Origin of the sequence: Aeromonas sp. ZOR0002 (genome assembly GCF_963866995.1) — a bacterium.
Classification (GTDB): domain Bacteria; phylum Pseudomonadota; class Gammaproteobacteria; order Enterobacterales; family Aeromonadaceae; genus Aeromonas; species Aeromonas caviae.
On the sequence record NZ_CAWMFQ010000131.1, the window covers coordinates 9,950 to 30,545 of the forward strand.

Here is a 20,596-nt window from a genome sequence, read left to right on the forward strand (position 1 = left end):
TGCTGCCCGCCCTCTGGCCCGCCCTGCGACTGCCCCTCTACGCGGTGGCCGCCTATGGTCTGGCGGTGGTGGATCTCGCCCTGCTGCTGGGGCCGGATGCCCCGCCGCCCCTTGCGGTGCGACTCTGGCTCTGGTATCAGGATGCCGACCCCGCCTGGCGCGGCACCAGTGCCAGCGGCGCCCTCTTGCTGCTCGCCCTCAACCTGCTGCTGCTTGGCGCCCTCAGGCTGCTGGAGCGGGCCCACCTCACCCTCGGCAAGGCACGCTGGCTGGATGGGCGACGCGCCCCCGCCTCGCCCTGGCCCGCACTCATTGCCCGCATCGGCGTGTGGGGGCTGCTCCTGACCAATCTGCTGGTGCTCGCCGCCCTGCTGCTCTGGTCCCTGACCCGGCGCTGGTCTTTTCCCGCCCTCTGGCCGAGCGAATGGAGCAGTCACCACTGGCTGGCTCTGCTGCCGAGCCTGGGCCCGCTGCTGTGGCAGAGTCTGTGGCTGGCCCTGCTCTGCGCCGCGCTCTCCCTGCTGCTGACGGTGCTCTGCCTCGAGGCGTTGCCTGCGCGCCGCGCCACACGCACCCTCTGGCTTGTCTGCCTCCCTCTGCTGCTGCCCCAGGCCAGCCTGCTGTTTGGATTGCGCCTTCAGACCGACGGGCTGGGCTTCACTGGCATAGGCCCTGGCTGGGTACTCTGGAGCCAGTTGATCTTCGTCTTTCCATACGTCTATCTCTGCCTGCACGGCCCCTATCGCCAGTTCGACGAGCGCCTCACCCGGGTGGCCCTCACGCTCGGGGCCAGCCCCTGGGGGGCCTGGTGGCGAGTCAAGGGTCCCCTGCTCGCCCGTCCCCTGCTGTTCGCCTTCGGTGTCGGGGCGGCGGTGAGCCTGGCTCAATACCTGCCGACCCTGCTGTTCGGGGGCGGGCGGGTCGTCACCATCACCACGGAGGCGGTGGCCATCGGCAGCGGCCTCAACCGACGGCTGGCGGGGCTCTACGGCCTGCTGCAACTGCTGTTGCCCCTTTTCATCTATGCCCTGGCGCTCTGGCTGCCGCGGCGCATCAACCCCGCCCTGAGGCCCTGACCCGATGCTGCATACCTCCGCACTCACCCTCTTCCTCGACGGCGCCCCCCTGCTGACGCTCCCCCCCCTCAGGGTGGCCCCGGGCGAGGTGCTCACCTTGATGGGACCGAGCGGCTGTGGCAAGAGCTCCCTGCTGGCGGCCCTGGCGGGAGTGCTGCCACCCGGGGGCCCCATCCGGCTGACCGGGGACATCCTGCTCGGCACACATCGCCTCACCCCGCTGCCCCCCCAGGAGAGGGGGGTCGGCATCCTGTTTCAGGATGACCTGCTGTTTGCCCACCTGACGGTGTCCGAAAATCTGATGTTCGGCATGCCGGCGCATCTCAAGGGGATGGCGGCAAGGCAGACCCGGGCCCGCGAGGCGCTGACCGAGGTCGGGCTGGAGGCTCAGGCGGACAAGCTGCCCGGGGCGCTCTCCGGCGGCCAGAAAGCCCGCGTCAGCCTGCTGCGTGCCCTGCTGGCCGAGCCCAGGGCATTGTTGCTGGACGAGCCCTTCTCCCGCCTCGACAAGCCGCTGCGGGCGGCATTCAGAACCCTGGTGTTCGAGCGCCTGCGCACGCAGGCCATCCCCGCCCTGCTGGTGACCCACGACGAAGAGGATGCGCCGGGTACCATCTTGCAGCTGATCCCCCCAGCCATCCCAGAAGAGGAGCACCACCTTGTTTGATCGCCACCTGATCCCGGTTATCCGCCGCCCCCTCGCCGCGCTCGCCCGCCCCCTGTGCCGGGCCGGGGTGAGCGCCAACCAGGTGAGTCTCGCCGGCTTTCTCATCGGCATGCTGGCGCTGCCGCTGCTGGCATTTGGCTGCTATCAGTGGGCGTTGGCGGCGATTCTGCTCAACCGGCTGCTGGACGGGCTGGATGGCGCCGTGGCGCGGGAAACGGGCATCACCGACTGCGGCGGGTTTCTCGACATCACGCTGGATTTCATCTTCTACGCCGCCGTGGTGCTGGGCTTTGCCCTCGCCGACCCGGCCAACGCCCTGGCCGCCGCCACCCTGCTGTTCGCCTTCATGGGCACGGGATCGAGCTTTCTGGCCTTTGCCATCATGGCGGGCAAGCGGGGCATCGAGAGCCCCGTCTACCACCACAAATCCCTCTACTATCTGGGCGGGCTCACCGAGGGGAGCGAAACCATCGTCCTCTTCGTGCTCATGTGCCTCTGGCCCGCCGCCTTCGTGCCACTGGCCTTCGGTTTCGCCCTGCTCTGTGCCATCACGACCCTGACCCGGATCTGGAGCGGCTACCACACCCTGCGCTGACGGGATCCCGGGGGGCACGCCGGCACGGAGCACTTGCGCCTGCACGCCAATGTTTTACCATGACGGCACTCTTTTTCAGGCTCACGAGAACCCTATGCGTCGCCTTGTCTGTGTCCTCTCCCTGTTTCCCCTGATCTACGGCTGCAGCAGCACGCCGGCGCCCAAGCCCGTGGTCAAACCCCAGCCCAACAGCGCCTTCATCAACCAGACGCCGCCGAGCAAACCCTTCTACGGACAGGTGAGCCAGCCCGGGGTCAGCAAGGGGGACTTCGCCAATCGTTCCAACGTGGACAACTTCGTGCAGCGGATGGTGCAAAAGCACGGCTTCGACAGCGCCGAGCTGCACCGGGTACTGGCCCAGGCCGAGCGTTATGACTGGATCATCAAGCTGATGGACGCCCAGGCCCCTACCACCAGACCGCCCACCGGTCCGACCGGCGCCTGGAACCGCTACCGCGCCAAGTTCATCACCCCGGACAACGTACAGAACGGCGTCAACTTCTGGCGTGAATACGAGAGTGAACTCAACCGGGCGCAGCAGATCTACGGGGTGCCACCCGAGATCATCGTCGGCATCATCGGGGTGGAGACCCGCTGGGGTCGGGTGATGGGCAAGACGCGCATTCTCGACGCCCTGGCGACCCTGGCATTTGACTACCCGCGCCGCGCCGACTTCTTCACCGGCGAGCTGGAAGCCTTCCTGGTGATGACCCGGGATGAAGGGATGGATCCCACCGAACCCAAGGGCTCCTATGCCGGGGCCATGGGCTACGGCCAGTTCATGCCGTCGAGTTTTCGCAACTACGCGGTGGACTTCAACGGCAACGGCCACACCAACCTGTGGGATCCGGTGGATGCCATCGGCAGCGTGGCCAACTACTTCAAGGCCCACGGCTGGGAGAAAGGGCAGCCGGTGGCAGTACGCGGCCAGGGACAGCTGCCGGGCTATGAGCACGGCTTCCAGACCCGCTACCCGGTGGCCACCCTGCGCGGTGCCGGGCTGACTCCCACCGGCAATCTGGGCAACCACAAGGAGGCGAGCCTGCTGCGTCTGGATGTCGGCACCGGTTACCAGTACTGGTACGGCCTGCCCAACTTCTACGCCATCACCCGCTACAACCACAGCACCCACTACGCCATGGCGGTATGGCAGCTTGGCCTTGCCGTCAGGGATGCCAGAGGCGGCTACTGAGTCAGCCTCAATGCCAACGAAAACGGGCCCGCAGGCCCGTTTTTTTATTCGTTCTCCAGCAACCAGCGCTTGAGCAGGGCGGCCAGCAGCTCCTGTTCGGCCAAGGTCAATGGGGCCAGCAGGCGGCGCTCGTTCGCCACGTGCTGTTCCACCGCATGGTCAACCAGCTCCCGCCCCGGCGCCGTCAGGCAGACCAGCAGGCTGCGCCTGTCATCGGGGGAGGCTTCACGTCTTATCAGGCCACGCTGCTCCAGCTTGTCGAGCCGGGCCGTCATGGCCCCTGAACTCAGCATGGCGGACTGGTAGAGCGCAGTCGGGGTCAGCGGCTCGCCGGCCCGACGCAGGGTCGCCAGGATATCGAAATCGGACCCCAGCAGACCGCACTCCTTGAGGGTCTCGCTCACTTCGCGCCCGGCGATCGCCGCCATGCGCGCCACCCGCCCCAGCACCCCCATGGGGGTGCAGTCGAGGTCCGGGCGCTGCCGGGCCCACTGGGCCAGCAGCTGATCTACATGATCACTCTCCATTCGGGCTCCATTATCTCTACATGAAGATACTTGATAATAAACCAACTCGCGGCTAATGTATCTTTACTTAAAGATACTTTTTTGCGAGATAACCATGCCGCTGCTGATCGCCCTGCTCGCCCCCCTGCTCTGGGGCAGCACCTATGCCGTCGTCAGTCTCTACCTGACCGACTACTCCCCCTACTGGGTGGCCGTGTGGCGCGCCCTCCCCGCCGGGGTGCTGCTGCTGTTGCTCCATCCCCGCAGGCCGCCTCTCGTCTGGAGCAGGCAGTTCCTGCTGGCGTTTTGCAACATCACCGCCTTCTTCGCCCTGCTGTTCGTGGCGGCGTTTCGCCTGCCCGGCGCCGTGGCGGGTACGTTGGGAGCGACGCTGCCCCTCATCCTGATGGGGCTGGCCTGGCTGCAAGACGGTGTCAGACCGACGATCAAGTGGCTGTTGCTGGGGGTGATGGGGCTCGTCGGGGTGCTCTTGCTGCTCAATCCCTCTGCCAATCTGGATCCCGTCGGCGTGGCGTGCGCCCTGCTCGCCACCCTGCTCATCGGCCAGTCGAGCCGCTGGATGCAACGCTGGCCGGTGGATGATCTGCTGGCCCTGACCGCCTGGCAGCTGCTGCTGGGCGGCCTGATGCTGATCCCGCTGGCCTGGTGGCTGGCCGGCCCCATGCCCCTGCCCCGGGCTGACGCCACTCCCGGGCTTATCTGGCTGGTGATCCTCAACACGGCCCTGGCCTACTGGGCCTGGCTCTGGGGACTCAAACGCCATGGCCCGGAGGTGATGGGGATGCTGGCCCTCACCAACCCCATGGTGGCGGTCTCCTGCGGTGTGCTAATGGTGGGAGAAACCCTGGATGGCCGTCAGTGGCTCGGCATCGGCATCATCCTGCTCTCTCTCTTCCTGATGAAGCTGCCGGCCCGCCCCTTCCTCAAGCGCTGGCAGAACCGCAAGGCCGCCACCGGCAGCGTCGACAACGGCTGATCCGCAGTCAACCCGACACAAAAAGAAGAGGAGCCACCAGGGCTCCTCTTTCACATGGGTTGTTGCCGTGAGGGTCAGACCCCGGCCTTGGCCAGGGCGGCGGAGACGATCTGCTGGGCTTCCTGCTGGATGAGGTCCAGGTGCGCCTCCCCCTTGAAGCTCTCCATGTAGATCTTGTAGATGGACTCGGTACCGGAGGGGCGCGCCGCGAACCAGCCGTTCTCGGTCACCACTTTCAGGCCGCCGATGGCGGCATCGTTGCCAGGCGCCTTGGTCAGCTTGGCGAGGATGGGCTCACCAGCCAGGGTGGAGGCTTCCACCAGGGCCGGATCCAGCTTGGAGAGCACCGCCTTCTGGGCGCTGTTGGCCGGAGCATCGATGCGGCGGTAGCTGGAGCGGCCGAATCTGGCTTCGAGCGCATCATAGTGGGCCTGGGGATCCTTGCCGGTCACCGCCAGGATCTCGGCCGCCAGCAGCGCCAGGATGAAGCCATCCTTGTCGGTGGTCCAGACGGTACCGTCCTTGCGCAGGAAGGAGGCACCCGCGCTCTCCTCGCCGCCAAAGCCGAACTCGCCGCTGTAGAGACCGTCCACGAACCACTTGAAGCCGACCGGCACCTCTTTGAGGGTGCGACCGATCTCGCCGGCCACCCGGTCGATCATGGAAGAGGAGACCAGCGTCTTGCCGACGGCCGCCCCCTTGGGCCAGCCGGTTCTGTGGGTGAACAGATACTGGATGGCCACCGCCAGATAGTGGTTCGGGTTCATCAGGCCCGCCTTGGTGACGATGCCGTGACGGTCGTAGTCAGGGTCATTGCCAAGGGCGATGTCGAACTTGTCTTTCAGGGCAATCAGGCTCGCCATCGCGAACGGGCTGGAACAGTCCATCCGGATCTTGCCGTCTTTGTCCAGGGTCATGAAGGAGAAGGTCGGGTCGACCTTGTAGTTCACCACCTCGATGTCCAGACCGTAGCGCCTGGCGATGACGTCCCAGTAGGCGACGCCGGAGCCACCCAGCGGATCCACGCCGATCTTGATGCCAGCCTGCTTGATGGCGGCCAGATCCAGCACGTTCTCGAGATCATCCACATAAGGGGTGACATAGTCGTGTTCCACCACGAACGGGCTCTTGAGGGCCTCGGCAAACGGCATCCGCTTCACGCCGGCCAGGCCCGCTTCCAGGATCGCGTTGGCGCGGTCTTCCACCCACTTGGTGATCTCGCCTTCGGCAGGACCGCCGTGGGGCGGGTTGTATTTGAAGCCACCATCTTCCGGCGGGTTGTGGGACGGGGTGATCACCACGCCGTCCGCCTGCGCCACGGGTTTGCCTGCGTTGTGGCGCAGGATGGCATGGGAGATGACCGGGGTCGGCGTGAAGCCGAGGCCGGCCTGAATGCGGGTCTCAACACCGTTGGCCGCCAGCACTTCCACCGCGCTGGCAAAGGCGGATTCAGACAGGGCATGGGTATCCATGCCGACGAACAGCGGCCCCGTGATACCGGCCTGCTGGCGGTACTCCACCAGCGCCTGGGTCACCGCCAGAATGTGGGATTCGGTGAAGGCGCTGTGCAGGGCGCTGCCGCGGTGACCGGAGGTGCCGAAGGCGACCCGCTGCTCAGGGCGGCTCATGTCCGGCTTGTTGAGGTAGTAGGCGCTGACCAGACGGGGAATGTTGGTCAGATCGCAAAGACGAGCCGGCTGACCGGCGTGGGAATGCTGTGCCATGGCGTTTTCCTTGAGCTGAGCCTTGCCCGGCAAGGCCTGAAGTCATTGATGGGTTAAACGGCGCCGCACACCCGAGCCGTCAGATCCTCGTCATAACCCATGCTGTTCATGAGCTGGGCCACCATGTTCTGCTTGCGGCTGGTATTGGTATTGGTGATCACCCAGAACGGGGTCTCCGGTACCGGCTTGGGCTTGGTGGTGCTGCCACTGGCACGCAGCGCTTCCGGGTCACGGGAGAAGTAGACGCGCTTGCGCCCTTTTATCTCGGTCGCCTGGGTGAAGCCTTCCGGGTTGTCCCGATAGAGGGTGCTCAATACCAGCATGAAGCGGTTGATGGACTTCTCTTCTTTCTGAAGCTCGCCGGAATCCAGCAGTGCCTCCAGCCCCATGGCATCGGCCACGGGTTGCGGTTGCATCGCAGGCGCGGCCGCCACGGTTGCCGTGCCAGCCTGGGCGGGTTGCTCCAGCAGGCGACGCAGGATATCGGACGCACTCTCGCCGATGTGCCGGGTCTGGCTCGCGATAAAGAAGTAGAGATCGTCATCAAGCTCGATGGTTTTCATAGGGATGCGCTGGACTCGTCGAAATTCGGATGCGGCGATTATACATAGGCAGACCCGGCAGCCCAAGCAAGGGGCGGACAGATGTGCATGAATCTCCTTGAGAATACGGCATAATGACGGGCCAAGTGTGTGATCCCCCGCACTGATAGCCGATCCCGGGGAGATATTTTTGAAAAAAAACCACAAAAAAATCCCCCCACCAGGAATGAAATCCTTTTCTTTCAGTGTGTTAAAAATTATGGCGATAGAGCCCACGACCGATAAGGTGTCATTTTGCAACAATACCCACGATTGAACTTCAAGGAACAGGGCGAAGGCCCGACTGTCGTGCTGATCCATGGCCTCTTTGGCAGCCTGGACAACCTCGGCCTGCTGGCGCGCCCCCTCAGCGAACAATACCGGGTCATCAGCGTCGATCTGCGCAATCACGGTGCCTCCTTTCACTCGGACGAGATGAGCTACCCGGCTCAGGCGGCGGACATCCTGGCCCTGCTGGACCATCTTGGACTTGAGCAGGTGGCCCTGGTGGGCCACTCCATGGGGGGCAAGGTCGCCATGCAGGTCGCCAAGCAGGCCCCTCACAGGGTCAGCAAGCTGGTAGTGGCGGACATCGCCCCGGTGGCCTATCCCCACGCCCGCCACAAGAACGTGTTTGCCGGGCTCAATGCCACGCTGGCCACGCCCCCCCAGAGCCGCAGCGAGGCGGAAGCCATGCTGGCCGAGCACATCGAGATCGCCGGGGTGCGCCAGTTCCTGCTCAAATCCTTCGCCAAAGGGGAGTCTGGATGGGGGTGGCGTTTCAACGTGCCGGCCCTTGAGCGCAACTACGCCAACATCATGGGCTGGCCCGACGATGAACGCCGCTTCGAAGGCGCGACACTCTTCATCAAGGGGGGCGACTCCGACTATATGCTGCCCGAATACACCGGGGCCGCAATGGCCCAGTTCCCGGCTGCCAAGGCCCGCGTCATCGCCGGCACGGGTCACTGGCTGCACGCGGAAAAGCCGGTTTTGTTCAACAAACTGGTTGTGGATTTCCTGTCGACAGGCGGTTAACAGTTTCAAATCCTTTGTGATATAGTGCGCCCGTCTTAAGGAGTGCGCGCAATCCATGCTGAGTGAACACATCGATCTCATCGAGAGTCTGGGCCTGAAACTGTTCTTCGTGGCCATCTTCCTGCTGATTGGTCTGGCCATTCAGGACGTGCTCAAACGGGGCAATGTGCCCCGCTTCGGCCGCTTCATCGTCTGGCTGGTGCTGTTTCTGGGTTGCGCGGGTTTTGTCGCCAAGGGGCTGATCGAAATGGGCTGGGAAGGCTCAGGGATCGGCTAACTACTTTTCATCTGTGATGTATGGCCAAACAGCAAACTGATCGAACAACACTGGATCTGTTCGCAACTGAGAAGCGCCCCGGCAGGCCAAAGACCAATCCACTCCCCCGCGAGACCCAGCTCAAGATCAACAAGCGCAACCAGCTCAAGCGCGATCGTGAGAACGGGCTGAAACGGGTCGAGTTAAAGGTGGAAGCCGAGTTGCTGGAGCGCCTGAACCAACTTGCGCTGCAACAGAACGTCAGCCGAGCCGAGCTGATCCAATCTATCCTGAAGCAACAGATCGAGTCTGCTCATGCAGCAGGCATCGCAATCTGAACCGTCAAGCATCAACACCAGATACGGGTAACGAAACACTATGGCTAGTGTAGGTCTGTTTTTCGGCAGCGATACCGGTAATACCGAAGCTGTCGCCAAGATGATCCAGAAAGAACTGGGCAAACAACTGATTGAAGTCCGTGACATTGCCAAGAGCAGCAAGGCCGACATCGACAGCTTCGATCTGCTGATGTTCGGCATCCCGACTTGGTACTACGGCGAAGCCCAGGCCGATTGGGACGACTTCTTCCCCGAGCTCGAAGAGATCGACTTCAACAACAAGCTGGTGGCCATCTTCGGATGCGGCGATCAGGAAGACTATGCCGAGTACTTCCTCGACGCCATGGGCACCCTGCGTGACATCGTCGAAGCCAAGGGCGCCATCATCATCGGCCACTGGCCGACCGCGAGCTACGAGTTCGAAGCCTCCAAGGCGCTGGTGGATGACAAGCACTTCGTGGGCCTGGGCATCGACGAAGATCGCCAGCCGGAGCTGACCGCCGAGCGCGTCAAGGGCTGGTGCAAACAGTTGCACGAAGAGATGTGCCTGGGTGAGCTGGAGTGATCTGATCTCCCTCCCTCTTCATGCAACAAGGGCCCCGACGGGGCCCTTGTTGCATCTGCAGCAGGCATTCAGCCCCCCCTGTGCTGGGGCTTGGATCTGACATAGAGGGTGCGCTTCACCTGGGCCACCAGCTCGCCCTGGCCATCCTGCACCTGCACCTCGAACTCGGGAAAGTGCTTGTCTCCCCCCTCGGTCGCCGCCACGATCGATGCCAGCTTGGCGTCGCTCAGGGTGAACTCCGCCACCAGTTTGCCCTTGCCCGGCTTGATGAAATTGATGCTGCCCGCCTTGTCCCACACGTAGTAGCGGTTCTTGAAATAGCCCATCAGCATCAACGGGTAGATGGGATCCGTCATGGCGAACATGCTGCCACCGAACTGGGTCCGGTTGGCATTCTTGTTCCACCAGCGGGACTTGAGAGTGACCCGGCAGAAGCGAAAATCGGGGCTCAGGGTTTCTATCTTGATGCCAGCACCCCAGAAGGGGGGCCAGGCGTTGAGGGCGCAGCGCACCCAGGCGGCATTGCCGAAAAGCCAATCCATGGATCTCATCCGACCAGACTATAAAGAAGTCACATAGTATCAACATTCTCCGGTCGAGCAAGCGGGCCTGAATATTCCCATAACGGGCTTGATGAGCTAAAGCCCTTGAATTGCTGGGTTTATTTTTAACTTGGCTACGACCTATAATGACAGGCCAAGCGAGTTCGTGGTTGCCATTACAGCGGCAGTCAATCAGAATAACCACACCTTCGAGAATGCGAATAAATAGAAATGGCAGACAACAACCAAGCGTTAAAAAAGGCCGGGCTCAAGATCACCTTGCCCCGTGTCAAGATCCTGGAAATCCTGCAACAGCCGGACTGCCAGCACACCAGTGCGGAAGATCTGTACAAACGGCTGATCGATCAGGGCGAGGAGATTGGTCTCGCTACCGTTTATCGCGTTCTCAACCAGTTTGATGATGCCGGTATCGTCACCCGTCACCATTTCGAAGGGGGCAAGTCGGTGTTCGAGCTGGCCACCCAGGAGCACCACGACCACCTGGTCTGCCTCGACTGCGGCAAGGTGATCGAGTTCTCCGACGAGGTGATCGAACAGCGCCAGCGCGACATCGCCAAGGCGCACAACATCCGCCTGACCAACCACAGCCTTTACCTGTATGGCCACTGCGCCAACGGTGACTGCAAGCACGACGATTGATTCGGCCGGGTCGGCGCAATAAAAAAGCCAGCATCATGCTGGCTTTTTTGTGTCCGCAATCCGGACCAGAAGCGGCAGGGTTTCCCCTGCCCTTTCTATCAGACCTCGGCCTTGCCCCAGACGTCACGCAGGGCCACGGTGCGGTTGAACACCAGGCGCTCGGCGCTGGAGAGCTTGTTGTCGGCGCAGAAGTAACCTTCACGCTCGAACTGGTAGGCAAACTCCGGCTTGGCATCCTTCAGGGAAGCTTCCACCCGGGCCCCTTCGATGATCACCAGGGATTCCGGATTCAGAGCCGCTTCGAAGTCATCCTCGGCGCCCGGGTTCGGCACCTTGAACAGACGGTCATAGAGACGCACTTCGGCCGGCAGGGAGTGAGTGGCGCTGACCCAGTGGATCACCCCTTTCACCTTGCGACCGTCCGCCGGATCCTTGCCCAGGGTCTCGGGGTCGTAAGAGCAGTAGATGCAGGTGACCTTGCCGTCCGCATCCTTCTCGACCCGCTCGGCCTTGATGACGTAGGCGTTGCGCAGGCGCACTTCCTTGCCCAGCACCAGTCGCTTGAACTGCTTGTTGGCTTCCTCTTTGAAGTCCGCCTCGTCGATGAAGATTTCGCGGGAGAAATGCAGCTCACGGGTCCCCATCTCCGGCTTGTTCGGGTGCGCAGGCGCCGTCAGCACCTCGTCCGCCGCCAGGTTCTCGATCACCACCTTCACCGGGTGCAGCACGGCCATGGCGCGCGGGGCGTTCTCGTTGAGATCGTCGCGGATGCAGGCTTCCAGCATGCTCATCTCGACGATGTTGTCCTGCTTGGTCACGCCGATGCGCTTGCAGAACTCGCGGATGGAGGCCGGGGTGTAACCACGGCGGCGCAGACCGGAGACGGTCAGCATGCGCGGATCATCCCAGCCGTTCACGTGCCCCTCGGTCACCAGCAGGTTCAGCTTGCGCTTGGACATGACGGTGTATTCGAGGTTCAGACGGGAGAACTCGTACTGACGGGGGTGACAGTCGATGCTGATGTTGTCCAGCACCCAGTCATACAGGCGACGGTTGTCCTGGAACTCCAGGGTACACAGGGAGTGGGTGATCCCCTCCAGGGCGTCCGAGATGCAATGGGTGAAGTCATACATCGGGTAGATGCACCACTCGTCACCGGTCTGGTGGTGGTGGGCAAACTTGATGCGATAGATGACGGGATCGCGCATCACCATGAAGGGGGATGCCATGTCGATCTTGGCGCGCAGGCAGGCGCTCCCTTCGGCCATCTCACCGTTTTTCATCTTGGCGAACAGGGCCAGGTTCTCTTCCACGCTGCGATCGCGGAACGGGCTGTTCTTGCCAGGGGCAGTCAGGGTGCCGCGGTATTCACGCATCTGCTCCGGGGAGAGCTCGTCCACATAGGCCAGTCCCTTCTCGATGAGCTCGATGGCGTAGCCGTGCAGCTTGTGGAAATAGTCGGAGGAGTAGCAGATCTCGCCGCTCCACTGGAAGCCCAGCCACTGGACGTCCTGCTTGATGGACTCCACGAACTCGATGTCTTCCTTCGCCGGGTTGGTGTCATCGAAACGCAGGTTGCACTGACCCTGATAGTCGCGGGCGATGCCGAAGTTCAGGCAGATGGATTTGGCGTGGCCGATATGGAGATAACCGTTCGGCTCCGGCGGGAAACGGGTATGCACGCTGCTGTGCTTACCGCTGGCCAGATCTTCATCAATGATCTGACGAATAAAGTTAGTTGGGCTGTTCGCCTGACTCATGGCTCACCTCAAAAATGCGTCACTGGCGGACGTTGTGCCGGCTGGCACCCTCATACCCCCGCCGTCAAGCCGGGTATGATCCCTCATTACGCGCCCTGCCTCAACCTGAATTTGGCCAATTCGGGTCATTGGCGCACCAAAAACGGCGAAACGGGAGAAATTGCAGAGATCCTGGTCAAAAAAAGCCCCGCACGGGGCGGGGTCTCAAGCGATGAAAAACAGACAAAACACACACACAACAAAGGTTCACACGCAGAGTCAACCTTTCCCAAACCCGATGGCCATCGACCTTGGGAAAGGCGGGTCTTGCGACCCACCTTGCGTTATGGATTGAGAGCTATCAGTTCAGCTCGGTGACGCGGCTGGTACGCTTGCCATCGAAGCTGGTGGTACGCAGGTAGACCTTGCCATCCACGGTCGGCTTGGCGGCAGCGTCGTAGGCGCTCCAGCTCTTGCCGTCCAGGCTGTACTGGATGGGCAGACCCGGCAGATCCACGTTCGCTTCCAGCACACCGTTCACCACCTTGGCACCCGGTACGGAGAGGCGATATTCCACCCCGGCCTGGTCCAGTTTCGGCAGTACGCGCTGACCCAGCACGTTGGCAAACTGGTTCCACTCCTTGTTCAGGGTGGCCTTGTTGACATGCTTGGTGGTGCCGGAGAACTCGCGACCCTTCACGTAATCGAGCTCGAAGCCGCCCTTGTGCCAGGCGCGCTCGGCCACGGAGAAGATGCGCGGATAGACCATGTATTCGTACTGGGCATCGGTGCGCACGGTTTCACTCCACTGCTGACCGGAGATCCCCTTGAACTTGACCGGATCCTGGTCACCCTTGGCCACGAAGGCGTTGCCGTCGCGGTCAACCGAGGTCTCGGCGTTCTGCGGCAGGTTTTCCGGGGCGAAGGCAAACACCTTGCGGGTGTCGTTGAAGCGGGTTGCCCAGTAGTAGCCACGCTCAGCCGGGTGCACCTCGTTCGGGAAGTCGAAGTAGAGGTAATCCGGGTTGGAGAGCACCACGTCATAACCCTTGTGCGCCCACTTCATCGCCTCGTTGAAGCCACCCCAGTAGAGGGTTTCCCAGAAGTTAACCCGGGTCTTGTCGGTGGCGAATACGCTGGCATCCGTGGCGTACTTCAGGCCATCTTCCCACGCCTGCAGGGTGGAGAAGCCGTGGCCCTTGACCATCTCGCTCACTTCCTTGGCAAAGTAGACCGGCAGCTCGGCCACGTCCTTGATCTTGCCATCGTCGATCATCTTCTGGCACATGGGGGACTTGCCGAACGGCTTGTCCTGCTTGCTGGAGTCGACGTTGCCCTTCCAGGCCACCAGATCTTCTTTCTTGGTGACGGCCGGATCCTGGTAACCACCGCCCTGCATGATGTTCTTCGCCTCGTCACCACCGTAGTGCCAGGCGGTCAGCGGCTGGCCGGCGGCCTGGTGCATCTGGGCCACTTCATCCATCACCTTGGCAACGAAGGTGGCGGCACCCGGCTGGCAGGGGTTGATGAAGGACATCTTGTCGTAGAACTGTACCGAGGTGACGTTGGAGGTATCGGCCGGGTCAGTCAGACGGAACTGGTTGGCCTCGGCTTCTTTGCCCTCGCTCATCAGACGCTTGTAGCGCGCCTCCATGGAGACCACGGCGGCACGGGCGTGGGCCGGCATGTTGATCTCGGGGATCACTGTCACACCGCGGGCCTTGGCATAGCGTACCAGGTCGATGTAGTCCGCCTTGCTGTAGAAACCGGAGCCCTGGTTGTCGCTGGTGGGGCCGGAGCCAAGCTGCGGCATCAGGCACTTGGTTTCGGACTCGTCATGGCAACGCTGGCTGCCGACGTCGGTCAGCTCCGGCAGGCCCGGGATCTCCAGACGCCAGCCTTCATCGTTGGTCAGCCCCAGGTGCAGCACGTTGAGCTTCATGGCGGACATCTGGTCAACCAGCTTCTTCATGGTCTCCGGGCTTCTGAAGTGACGGGCCACGTCGGTCTGCATGCCACGGTATTCAAAGCGCGGCGCATCCTCGACGCTCATCTGGCTCACCAGCTTGTCGTCAACGCCCAGCAGAGAGATCAGGGACTGGGCGCCCCAGAAGGCGCCGTCAACGTCGTGCCCCTGAATGACGGTGCCCTTCTTGCCGATGGTCATGTCGTAGCCTTCGGCCTGCTTGAGCTTGCTGCCGAGCTTGATGGTGACCGGGTAGCCGGTGTCGGAGAGGGTAACACCCAGCTTGGTCAGTTGCGCCTTCAGGGCCTCGGCGCGATCGCTCGGCAGGTCAAGGGCATTGAGCTTGATGGTGGAGAAGTCGACTTGCGGGCCGGCCTTGACCACCTGCTTCATCGGGCTTGGCAGGATGCGGTCGTCAATCTTGCCGGCAGGCAGCAGGGTACTGGTCTGGTTCGCGGCGAAACGGGTCTCGCTGTTCATCAGGATGTTGTTGTCATCCTTGGTGCGCTTCCAGCCATCGGCCGGCATCGGCTTCTCGTAGGTGCTGGCATCGTCGATGTTGCTCATGCTGGCCAGCACTTTCGGCTCGGCCCCTTCACTGGCGACATACCAGTTCGGCATGATGTCAGATTCGAACAATACCCAGTATTCCACCACCAGGGGCACCTCGACCGTGGCGTCCTTGGCAAAGCCCTGGAACTTCTCGGTCGGCGTCAAACGATAGAGGTCGCCGGTCAGGTGGGTGATGGTGAACTGGTCGTTGTCCAACCGCTGGATGCGGCGGATGGAGGAGACATAGATGCTCCAGTCCTTGGAGGTGACGTCGGCACCGGTATTGGTCAGGTGCAGCTTGGCAACGCCGCAGCTCGCCCACTCGGAGCCCAGCGCCTGGCAGTCAAGACCGGCGCCGGCACCGTCGTTGGTGACGACTTCGTACTTGACAACTAGGTTGCTGGCGAGGGCGTCGACCACGGCTTGCCTGGCAGCATCGGCTGCAAGTGCGGGACCGGCGAAAACGGTAGACATGGCAATGGCTAACAGAGAATGTTTCAAGTTCATAACTGCTGCTCTCATTTGAAGTAAAGGTTGGATTTTCTTGGCTTTTTTTATATGGGGCCCCGAGGCGGGGCCCTTAGTTATGTCAACAATGGACTTAGACTTGAGGTGAGCGAGTCGCTCGATTAACGCAGGGCTTTCATCTCACCGGCGATGATCTCGGCCAATGGGCCCAGAATCACCTGCAGGTTCTGCTCACCGAGCTTGACCACACCGGCCGCGCCCAGGGCTTTGAGCTTGCGCTCGTCAACGATGCTGCGGTCTTTCAGGGTCAGACGCAGACGGGTGATGCAGGCATCGATGGTCACCAGGTTCTCCTGACCACCCAGCACTTCCAGATACTGCTTGGCCAGCTCGGTGCGGTCGGTGGTTTGAGCCTGTACCGGCACGGCTTCGTCATCTTCACGACCCGGGGTTTTCAGGTTGAACTTGGCGATCACGGCGCGGAAGACCACGTAGTAGAGGCCGAAGAAGACCAGACCCTGTACCAGCAGCATGTACCACTGGGTCGCCAGCGGGTTGCGGCTGGAGAGCACCATATCCACCAGACCGGCGCTGAAGCCGAAACCGGCGATCCAGTGCATGGAGGCTGCGATGAACACGGAGATACCGGTCAGCAGGGCGTGGATGACGTACAGTACCGGCGCCACGAACATGAAGGAGAACTCGAGCGGCTCGGTCACCCCGGTGAAGAAGGCGGCAAAGGCGGCAGCGATCATGATGGACGCAACCTTCTCTTTGTTCTCTTTCTTCGCGCTGTGGTAGATGGCCAGTGCGGCACCCGGCAGACCGAACATCATGATGGGGAAGAAGCCGGCCTGGTACATGCCGGTCACGCCCACGACAGCCTTGCCAGCGTCGATGGAGGACTGGCCACCCAGGAAGTTCGGGATGTCGTTGATGCCGGCCACGTCGAACCAGAACACGGAGTTCAGGGCGTGGTGCAGACCGACCGGGATCAGCAGACGGTTGAAGAAGGCGTAGATGCCGGCACCGGTGGAGCCCATGCTGACGATGGATTCACCGAAGCTCACCAGGCCACCGTAGATGACCGGCCAGACGGCCATCAGGATGAAGGAGACCACGATCATCACCACGGAGGTCACGATCGGCACCAGACGACGACCGGAGAAGAAGGCCAGCGCCTTGTGCAGCTCCACGCTGCTGAAGCGGTTGTAGAGCTCGGCGGCGATGACACCACACAGGATGCCGACGAACTGGTTGCTGATCTTGGCAAAGGCTGCCGGCACCTGGTCGGCCGGGATGCCCTTGATCTGGGCCACGGCGCCCGGGCTCAGCAGGGTGGTGACCACCAGGAAGCCGACCAGACCGGCCAGCGCGGCGGAACCGTCTTTATCCTTGGACATACCGTAAGCGACGCCGACGGCGAACAGAATGGGCATACTGTCGATGATGGCGGCGCCCGCCTTGATCAGAAACGCAGCCAGAGGGCTTCCGCCACCCCAACCGTTCGGGTCAATCCAGTAGCCAATCCCCATCAGGATCGCGGCGGCAGGCAATACCGCTACCGGCACCATCAGGGCACGGCCGATCTTTTGCAAATAACCGAGAATGTTCACGGTTCCTCTCCTTAGTTGGTGTTTTTCTAGAAATTAAGTGCTTATCACGTTCGACGCATAAGCCATCAAGGCTTGATTGGCAGTCTATGTGTTTTATTTCGCTGCGCAAATTAATAAACCAGCTTTCGTGATCATTATCACTCAACAGAGATAAAGGTAGCCGATAGATGTGGCTTAGTTCGCAATCTTTATTTACGCTATAAAACAACTTGAATCCGTGTCTGGTCCCTTGCCGTCACTCCCTGTGCGGCAACCGTACTGAGGTATATAAAATGCGCCTGATCCCGTTGAAGTCTGCCAGCCAGGTGGGTCTCTGGTCTGCCCGTTACATCGTTGACCGCATCAATGCGTTCAAACCCACTGCCGAGCGCCCCTTCGTGCTGGGTCTGCCCACTGGCGGCACCCCGCTCAACACCTACAAGCGCCTGATTGAGCTGCATAAAGCCGGCGAGGTGAGCTTCCAGAACGTGGTCACCTTCAACATGGACGAGTACGTGGGGCTGCCCAAGGAACATCCGGAGAGCTATCACAGCTTCATGCACAACAACTTCTTCAATCACGTGGACATTCGCCCGGAAAACATCAACATCCTCAATGGCAACGCCGAGGATCTGGTGGCCGAGTGCCAGCGCTACGAAGACAAGATCAAGTCCTACGGCAAAATCCACCTGTTCATGGGCGGCGTCGGCAATGACGGCCACATCGCCTTCAACGAACCGGCCTCTTCCCTGGCTTCCCGTACCCGGGTCAAGACCCTGACCGAAGACACCCGCATCGCCAACTCCCGCTTCTTTGGCGGCGACATGGAGCAGGTGCCCAAGCTGGCCCTGACCGTGGGCGTCGGCACCCTGATGGACGCCGAAGAGATCCTGATCCTGGTGGTCGGTCACGCCAAGGCCCAGGCCCTGCAGGCCACCGTGGAGGGCAGCGTCAACCACATGTGGACCATCTCCACCCTGCAACTGCATCCGAAAGGGATTGTGGTGTGCGACGAACCTTCCACCATGGAGTTGAAGGTCAAGACGGTGCGCTACTTCCAGCAACTGGAAGCCGACAATATCAAGCACCTCTGAGGAGCTCCCATGTACGCTCTGACTAATTGCACTCTCTACACCGGCAGCTGCGTGCTCACCGGTTATGGCGTGGTCATCGATGGCGACAAGATTGTCGCCATCTCCCGCCAGGCAGAACTGCCTGCCGGCATCGAGCAGATTGACCTCCACGGCGCCAACCTCAGCGCCGGCTTCATCGACGTCCAGCTCAACGGCTGCGGTGGCGTCATGTTCAACGGTCACATCACCACGGACACCCTGGCCACCATGCAGGCGGCCAACCTGAAATCCGGGACCACCAGCTTCCTGCCGACCCTGATCACCAGCCCGGATGCGGACATGAAGCAGGCCGTCGCCGTCACCCGCGACTACATGGCCGCCCACCCCAACGAGGTGCTTGGCGTCCATCTGGAAGGGCCCTACACCAACCTCAAGCGCAAGGGGATCCACCCGGCCGAACAGATCCGCCAGCCCGCCGACGAGATGATCGACTTCTTCTGCGACAACGCAGACGCCATCGCCAAGATCACCCTGGCGCCGGAGCGCAACAAGCCCGAGCACATCCGCCGTCTGGTGGAGGCCGGCATCCTGGTCTCCGCCGGCCACACCGCCGCCAACTACGATCAGGCCATGGCGGGCTTTGACAACGGCATGCGCTTTGCCACCCACCTCTACAACGCCATGACCCCGACCCTGAATGGTCGCGAGCCCGGCGTGGTCGGTGCCATCTACGATCGCAAGGATGTCTATGCGGGCATCATCGTCGACGGCCACCACGTACACTGGGCCAACGTGCGCCTGGCGCACAGGATGCTGGGGGAGCGGCTGGTGCTGGTCACCGATGCAACGGCGGCGGCAGGTGCACCGGAAGGCTTTGAGAAATTTGATTTTTGCGGCGCAACCGTCTATTTCCGCGATGGTCAGTGCGTCGATGAGAATGGTACACTCGGCGGCTCCGCCCTCACCATGATCGAAGGGGTGGAAAATCTGGTCAAACAGGTCGGATTGCCGCTCGACGAAGCACTGAGAATGGCCACCCTTTACCCCGCTCGCGCCATTGGATGGGACTCGCGTCTCGGTAGTATCCAGGTCGGAAAAATTGCCAACCTCACCGTCTTTGATCAGGCCTTCGCGGTCTGCGGGACCGTGGTTAACGGACACTACACAACACAGTGACACTATGACTGGCGGACAAATAGCAAACGTAGATCTTATCAAGCAGGTAAACAGTGCGGTCGTCTATCGCCTCATTGACCTGCAGGGGCCCATCTCGCGGGTCAAAATTGCCGAGTTGAGTCAGCTGGCCCCGGCCAGCGTGACCAAGATAACCCGGCAACTGATCGAGCACGGCCTCATCAGGGAAACCTCGCCGCAAGCCTCCACCGGCGGGCGCCGCGCCATCTCCCTGACCACCATCAAGCATCGCTTCCAGTTTGTGTCCGCCAAGCTGGGTCGCGGCTACCTGCAGCTCTCCCTGTATGACCTCGACGGCAAGGAGCTCGATCAGCACATCACCCAGGTGACCGAGATCGAGCAGCAACCCGTGGTGGACATGCTGCTGCGGGAGATTGGCGCCTTCATCGACGCCAATCAGGATCGCAGCCGCAACCTCATCAGCATCGCGCTGACCATGCCGGGTCTGGTCAACCCGGAATCCGGCATGGTCATCTACACCCCCACCTACCAGATCCGCAACCTGGGGCTCGCCAAGCTCCTGGAGCACCACTTCAACCTCCCCTGCTACGTGGGCAACGACACCCGTTCGCTGGCGCTGGCCGAGCACTTCTTCGGCGAGTCCCGCGACTGCATGGACTCCATCCTGGTGAGTGTCCACCAGGGGACGGGCTCGGGCATCATCACCAAGGGCAAGGTGTTTCTTGGCCAGAACCGCAACGTCGGCGAAATAGGCCACATCCAGGTCGAACCCCTTGGCAAGCGCTGCCACTGCGGCAACTTCGGCTGCCTGGAGACCATCGCCTCCAACGAGGCCATCGTCGACAAGGTGAAGGAGCTCATCAGCCGCGGCCACCTGAGCTCGCTGCAGGAGAAGCACATCACCATCCAGGAGGTGTGCAAGGCGGCGGTGGCCGGTGACGAGCTGGCCCGCAGCGTGATCGAGAACGTGGGGGAGCACCTGGGGCGCGCCATCGCCATCACGGTCAACCTGTTCAACCCCCAGAAGGTGCTCATCGCCGGTGAAATCACCGCCGCCGAAGAGATCCTGATCCCGGCCATCCGCCGCTGTGTCGAGCACCAGTCTCTGCCAAGTTTCCATCGCGGCCTGCCCATCGTGAAGGCGCGCTTCCAGAACCAGCCCACCATCGGCGGCTTCGCCCTGGTCAAGCGCTCCCTGCTGGAAGGGGATCTGCTGCAGATCATCATGGAGCAGAAGTAGGCCCACCCCTTCGGACACGAAAACGGCAGCCAGTGGCTGCCGTGTTTTTATGGTCTGTTTTCGCCGGTTTA

Annotated in this window: 20 protein-coding genes; 13 read left to right on the forward strand and 7 right to left on the reverse strand. The window is 61.9% G+C overall.

Annotated features, from left to right (window positions below):
* From AACR77_RS07525 to mltB, 4 genes are all read left to right on the forward strand, one after another.
* Positions 1-1,076: ABC transporter permease (locus AACR77_RS07525; protein ID WP_042878116.1), on the forward strand; the 1,076-nt coding region annotated here is incomplete at its 5' end.
* 4 nt (positions 1,077-1,080) lie between these two features.
* A complete protein-coding gene (locus AACR77_RS07530) occupies positions 1,081-1,743 on the forward strand; it encodes an ATP-binding cassette domain-containing protein (RefSeq protein ID WP_042878118.1) in 663 nt (220 codons plus the stop codon).
* Complete coding sequence (locus tag AACR77_RS07535) at positions 1,736-2,338, forward strand: CDP-alcohol phosphatidyltransferase family protein (protein WP_042878120.1); 603 nt, start codon at positions 1,736-1,738, stop codon at positions 2,336-2,338. The genes AACR77_RS07530 and AACR77_RS07535 overlap by 8 nt, the downstream gene beginning before the upstream one ends.
* A 94-nt stretch (positions 2,339-2,432) precedes the next feature.
* Complete coding sequence (gene mltB / locus AACR77_RS07540; protein WP_042878123.1) at positions 2,433-3,530, forward strand: lytic murein transglycosylase B; 1,098 nt, start codon at positions 2,433-2,435, stop codon at positions 3,528-3,530.
* 44 nt (positions 3,531-3,574) lie between these two features.
* Here mltB and AACR77_RS07545 read toward each other — a convergent pair whose 3' ends face one another.
* Positions 3,575-4,057, reverse strand: a complete 483-nt coding sequence (locus AACR77_RS07545; RefSeq protein ID WP_041212713.1) for a MarR family winged helix-turn-helix transcriptional regulator — start codon at positions 4,055-4,057, stop codon at positions 3,575-3,577.
* A 94-nt stretch (positions 4,058-4,151) separates the two neighbouring features.
* Between AACR77_RS07545 and AACR77_RS07550 the strand changes: the two genes are divergently transcribed.
* Positions 4,152-5,033 (forward strand): DMT family transporter, encoded by an 882-nt coding sequence (locus tag AACR77_RS07550; protein WP_042878124.1) that lies wholly within the window; start codon positions 4,152-4,154, stop codon positions 5,031-5,033.
* Between the two features lie 74 nt (positions 5,034-5,107).
* On the opposite strand, the gene pgm is transcribed toward AACR77_RS07550, so the two are convergent.
* Complete coding sequence (pgm, locus tag AACR77_RS07555) at positions 5,108-6,757, reverse strand: phosphoglucomutase (alpha-D-glucose-1,6-bisphosphate-dependent) (RefSeq protein ID WP_010674109.1); 1,650 nt, start codon at positions 6,755-6,757, stop codon at positions 5,108-5,110.
* A 53-nt stretch (positions 6,758-6,810) separates the two neighbouring features.
* A complete protein-coding gene (gene seqA, locus AACR77_RS07560) occupies positions 6,811-7,320 on the reverse strand; it encodes a replication initiation negative regulator SeqA (protein ID WP_010674108.1) in 510 nt (169 codons plus the stop codon).
* A 291-nt stretch (positions 7,321-7,611) separates the two neighbouring features.
* Between seqA and AACR77_RS07565 the strand changes: the two genes are divergently transcribed.
* The 4 genes from AACR77_RS07565 to fldA are packed head-to-tail and all read left to right on the forward strand — an operon-like array spanning position 7,612 to position 9,535.
* Positions 7,612-8,376, forward strand: coding sequence for an alpha/beta fold hydrolase (locus tag AACR77_RS07565; protein ID WP_042878126.1), 765 nt, complete (start codon positions 7,612-7,614; stop codon positions 8,374-8,376).
* Positions 8,377-8,431: 55 nt separating this feature from the next.
* Positions 8,432-8,653: a DUF2788 domain-containing protein gene (locus AACR77_RS07570; RefSeq protein WP_010674106.1), complete on the forward strand. Its 222-nt coding sequence runs from the start codon at positions 8,432-8,434 to the stop codon at positions 8,651-8,653.
* Positions 8,654-8,673: 20 nt separating this feature from the next.
* Complete coding sequence (gene ybfE, locus AACR77_RS07575) at positions 8,674-8,970, forward strand: LexA regulated protein (RefSeq protein ID WP_005325670.1); 297 nt, start codon at positions 8,674-8,676, stop codon at positions 8,968-8,970.
* A gap of 40 nt (positions 8,971-9,010) precedes the next feature.
* Positions 9,011-9,535: a flavodoxin FldA gene (fldA, locus tag AACR77_RS07580; protein ID WP_010674104.1), complete on the forward strand. Its 525-nt coding sequence runs from the start codon at positions 9,011-9,013 to the stop codon at positions 9,533-9,535.
* Between the two features lie 68 nt (positions 9,536-9,603).
* Here the strand turns inward: fldA and AACR77_RS07585 are convergent, their stop codons facing one another.
* Positions 9,604-10,077 carry a DUF4442 domain-containing protein gene (locus AACR77_RS07585; protein ID WP_042878128.1) on the reverse strand — a complete coding sequence of 158 codons (474 nt, stop codon included), beginning with the start codon at positions 10,075-10,077 and terminating at the stop codon, positions 9,604-9,606.
* Positions 10,078-10,308: 231 nt separating this feature from the next.
* Here AACR77_RS07585 and fur point away from each other — a divergent pair, with 231 nt between their 5' ends.
* The gene (gene fur / locus AACR77_RS07590; RefSeq protein WP_010674102.1) at positions 10,309-10,737 is read left to right on the forward strand and encodes a ferric iron uptake transcriptional regulator; all 429 of its coding nucleotides are present in this window, start codon (positions 10,309-10,311) and stop codon (positions 10,735-10,737) included.
* A gap of 98 nt (positions 10,738-10,835) precedes the next feature.
* Here the strand turns inward: fur and glnS are convergent, their stop codons facing one another.
* From glnS to nagE, 3 genes are all read right to left on the reverse strand, one after another.
* Positions 10,836-12,497, reverse strand: a complete 1,662-nt coding sequence (gene glnS / locus AACR77_RS07595; RefSeq protein ID WP_042878130.1) for a glutamine--tRNA ligase — start codon at positions 12,495-12,497, stop codon at positions 10,836-10,838.
* Between the two features lie 340 nt (positions 12,498-12,837).
* Positions 12,838-15,501: a beta-N-acetylhexosaminidase gene (locus tag AACR77_RS07600; protein WP_042878132.1), complete on the reverse strand. Its 2,664-nt coding sequence runs from the start codon at positions 15,499-15,501 to the stop codon at positions 12,838-12,840.
* Between the two features lie 122 nt (positions 15,502-15,623).
* Positions 15,624-17,078, reverse strand: a complete 1,455-nt coding sequence (nagE, locus tag AACR77_RS07605) for an N-acetylglucosamine-specific PTS transporter subunit IIBC (RefSeq protein WP_039039841.1) — start codon at positions 17,076-17,078, stop codon at positions 15,624-15,626.
* 272 nt (positions 17,079-17,350) lie between these two features.
* Here nagE and nagB point away from each other — a divergent pair, with 272 nt between their 5' ends.
* Genes nagB through nagC form a run of 3 tightly spaced genes read left to right on the forward strand, consistent with a single transcriptional unit; the run spans position 17,351 to position 20,525 of the window.
* Positions 17,351-18,151: a glucosamine-6-phosphate deaminase gene (gene nagB / locus AACR77_RS07610; RefSeq protein ID WP_010674098.1), complete on the forward strand. Its 801-nt coding sequence runs from the start codon at positions 17,351-17,353 to the stop codon at positions 18,149-18,151.
* Between the two features lie 9 nt (positions 18,152-18,160).
* Complete coding sequence (gene nagA, locus AACR77_RS07615) at positions 18,161-19,306, forward strand: N-acetylglucosamine-6-phosphate deacetylase (RefSeq protein WP_042878134.1); 1,146 nt, start codon at positions 18,161-18,163, stop codon at positions 19,304-19,306.
* A gap of 4 nt (positions 19,307-19,310) precedes the next feature.
* On the forward strand, positions 19,311-20,525 hold the full coding sequence (gene nagC / locus AACR77_RS07620; RefSeq protein ID WP_010674096.1) for a DNA-binding transcriptional regulator NagC: 1,215 nt from the start codon (positions 19,311-19,313) through the stop codon (positions 20,523-20,525).
* The last annotated feature ends 71 nt before the right edge of the window (positions 20,526-20,596 follow it).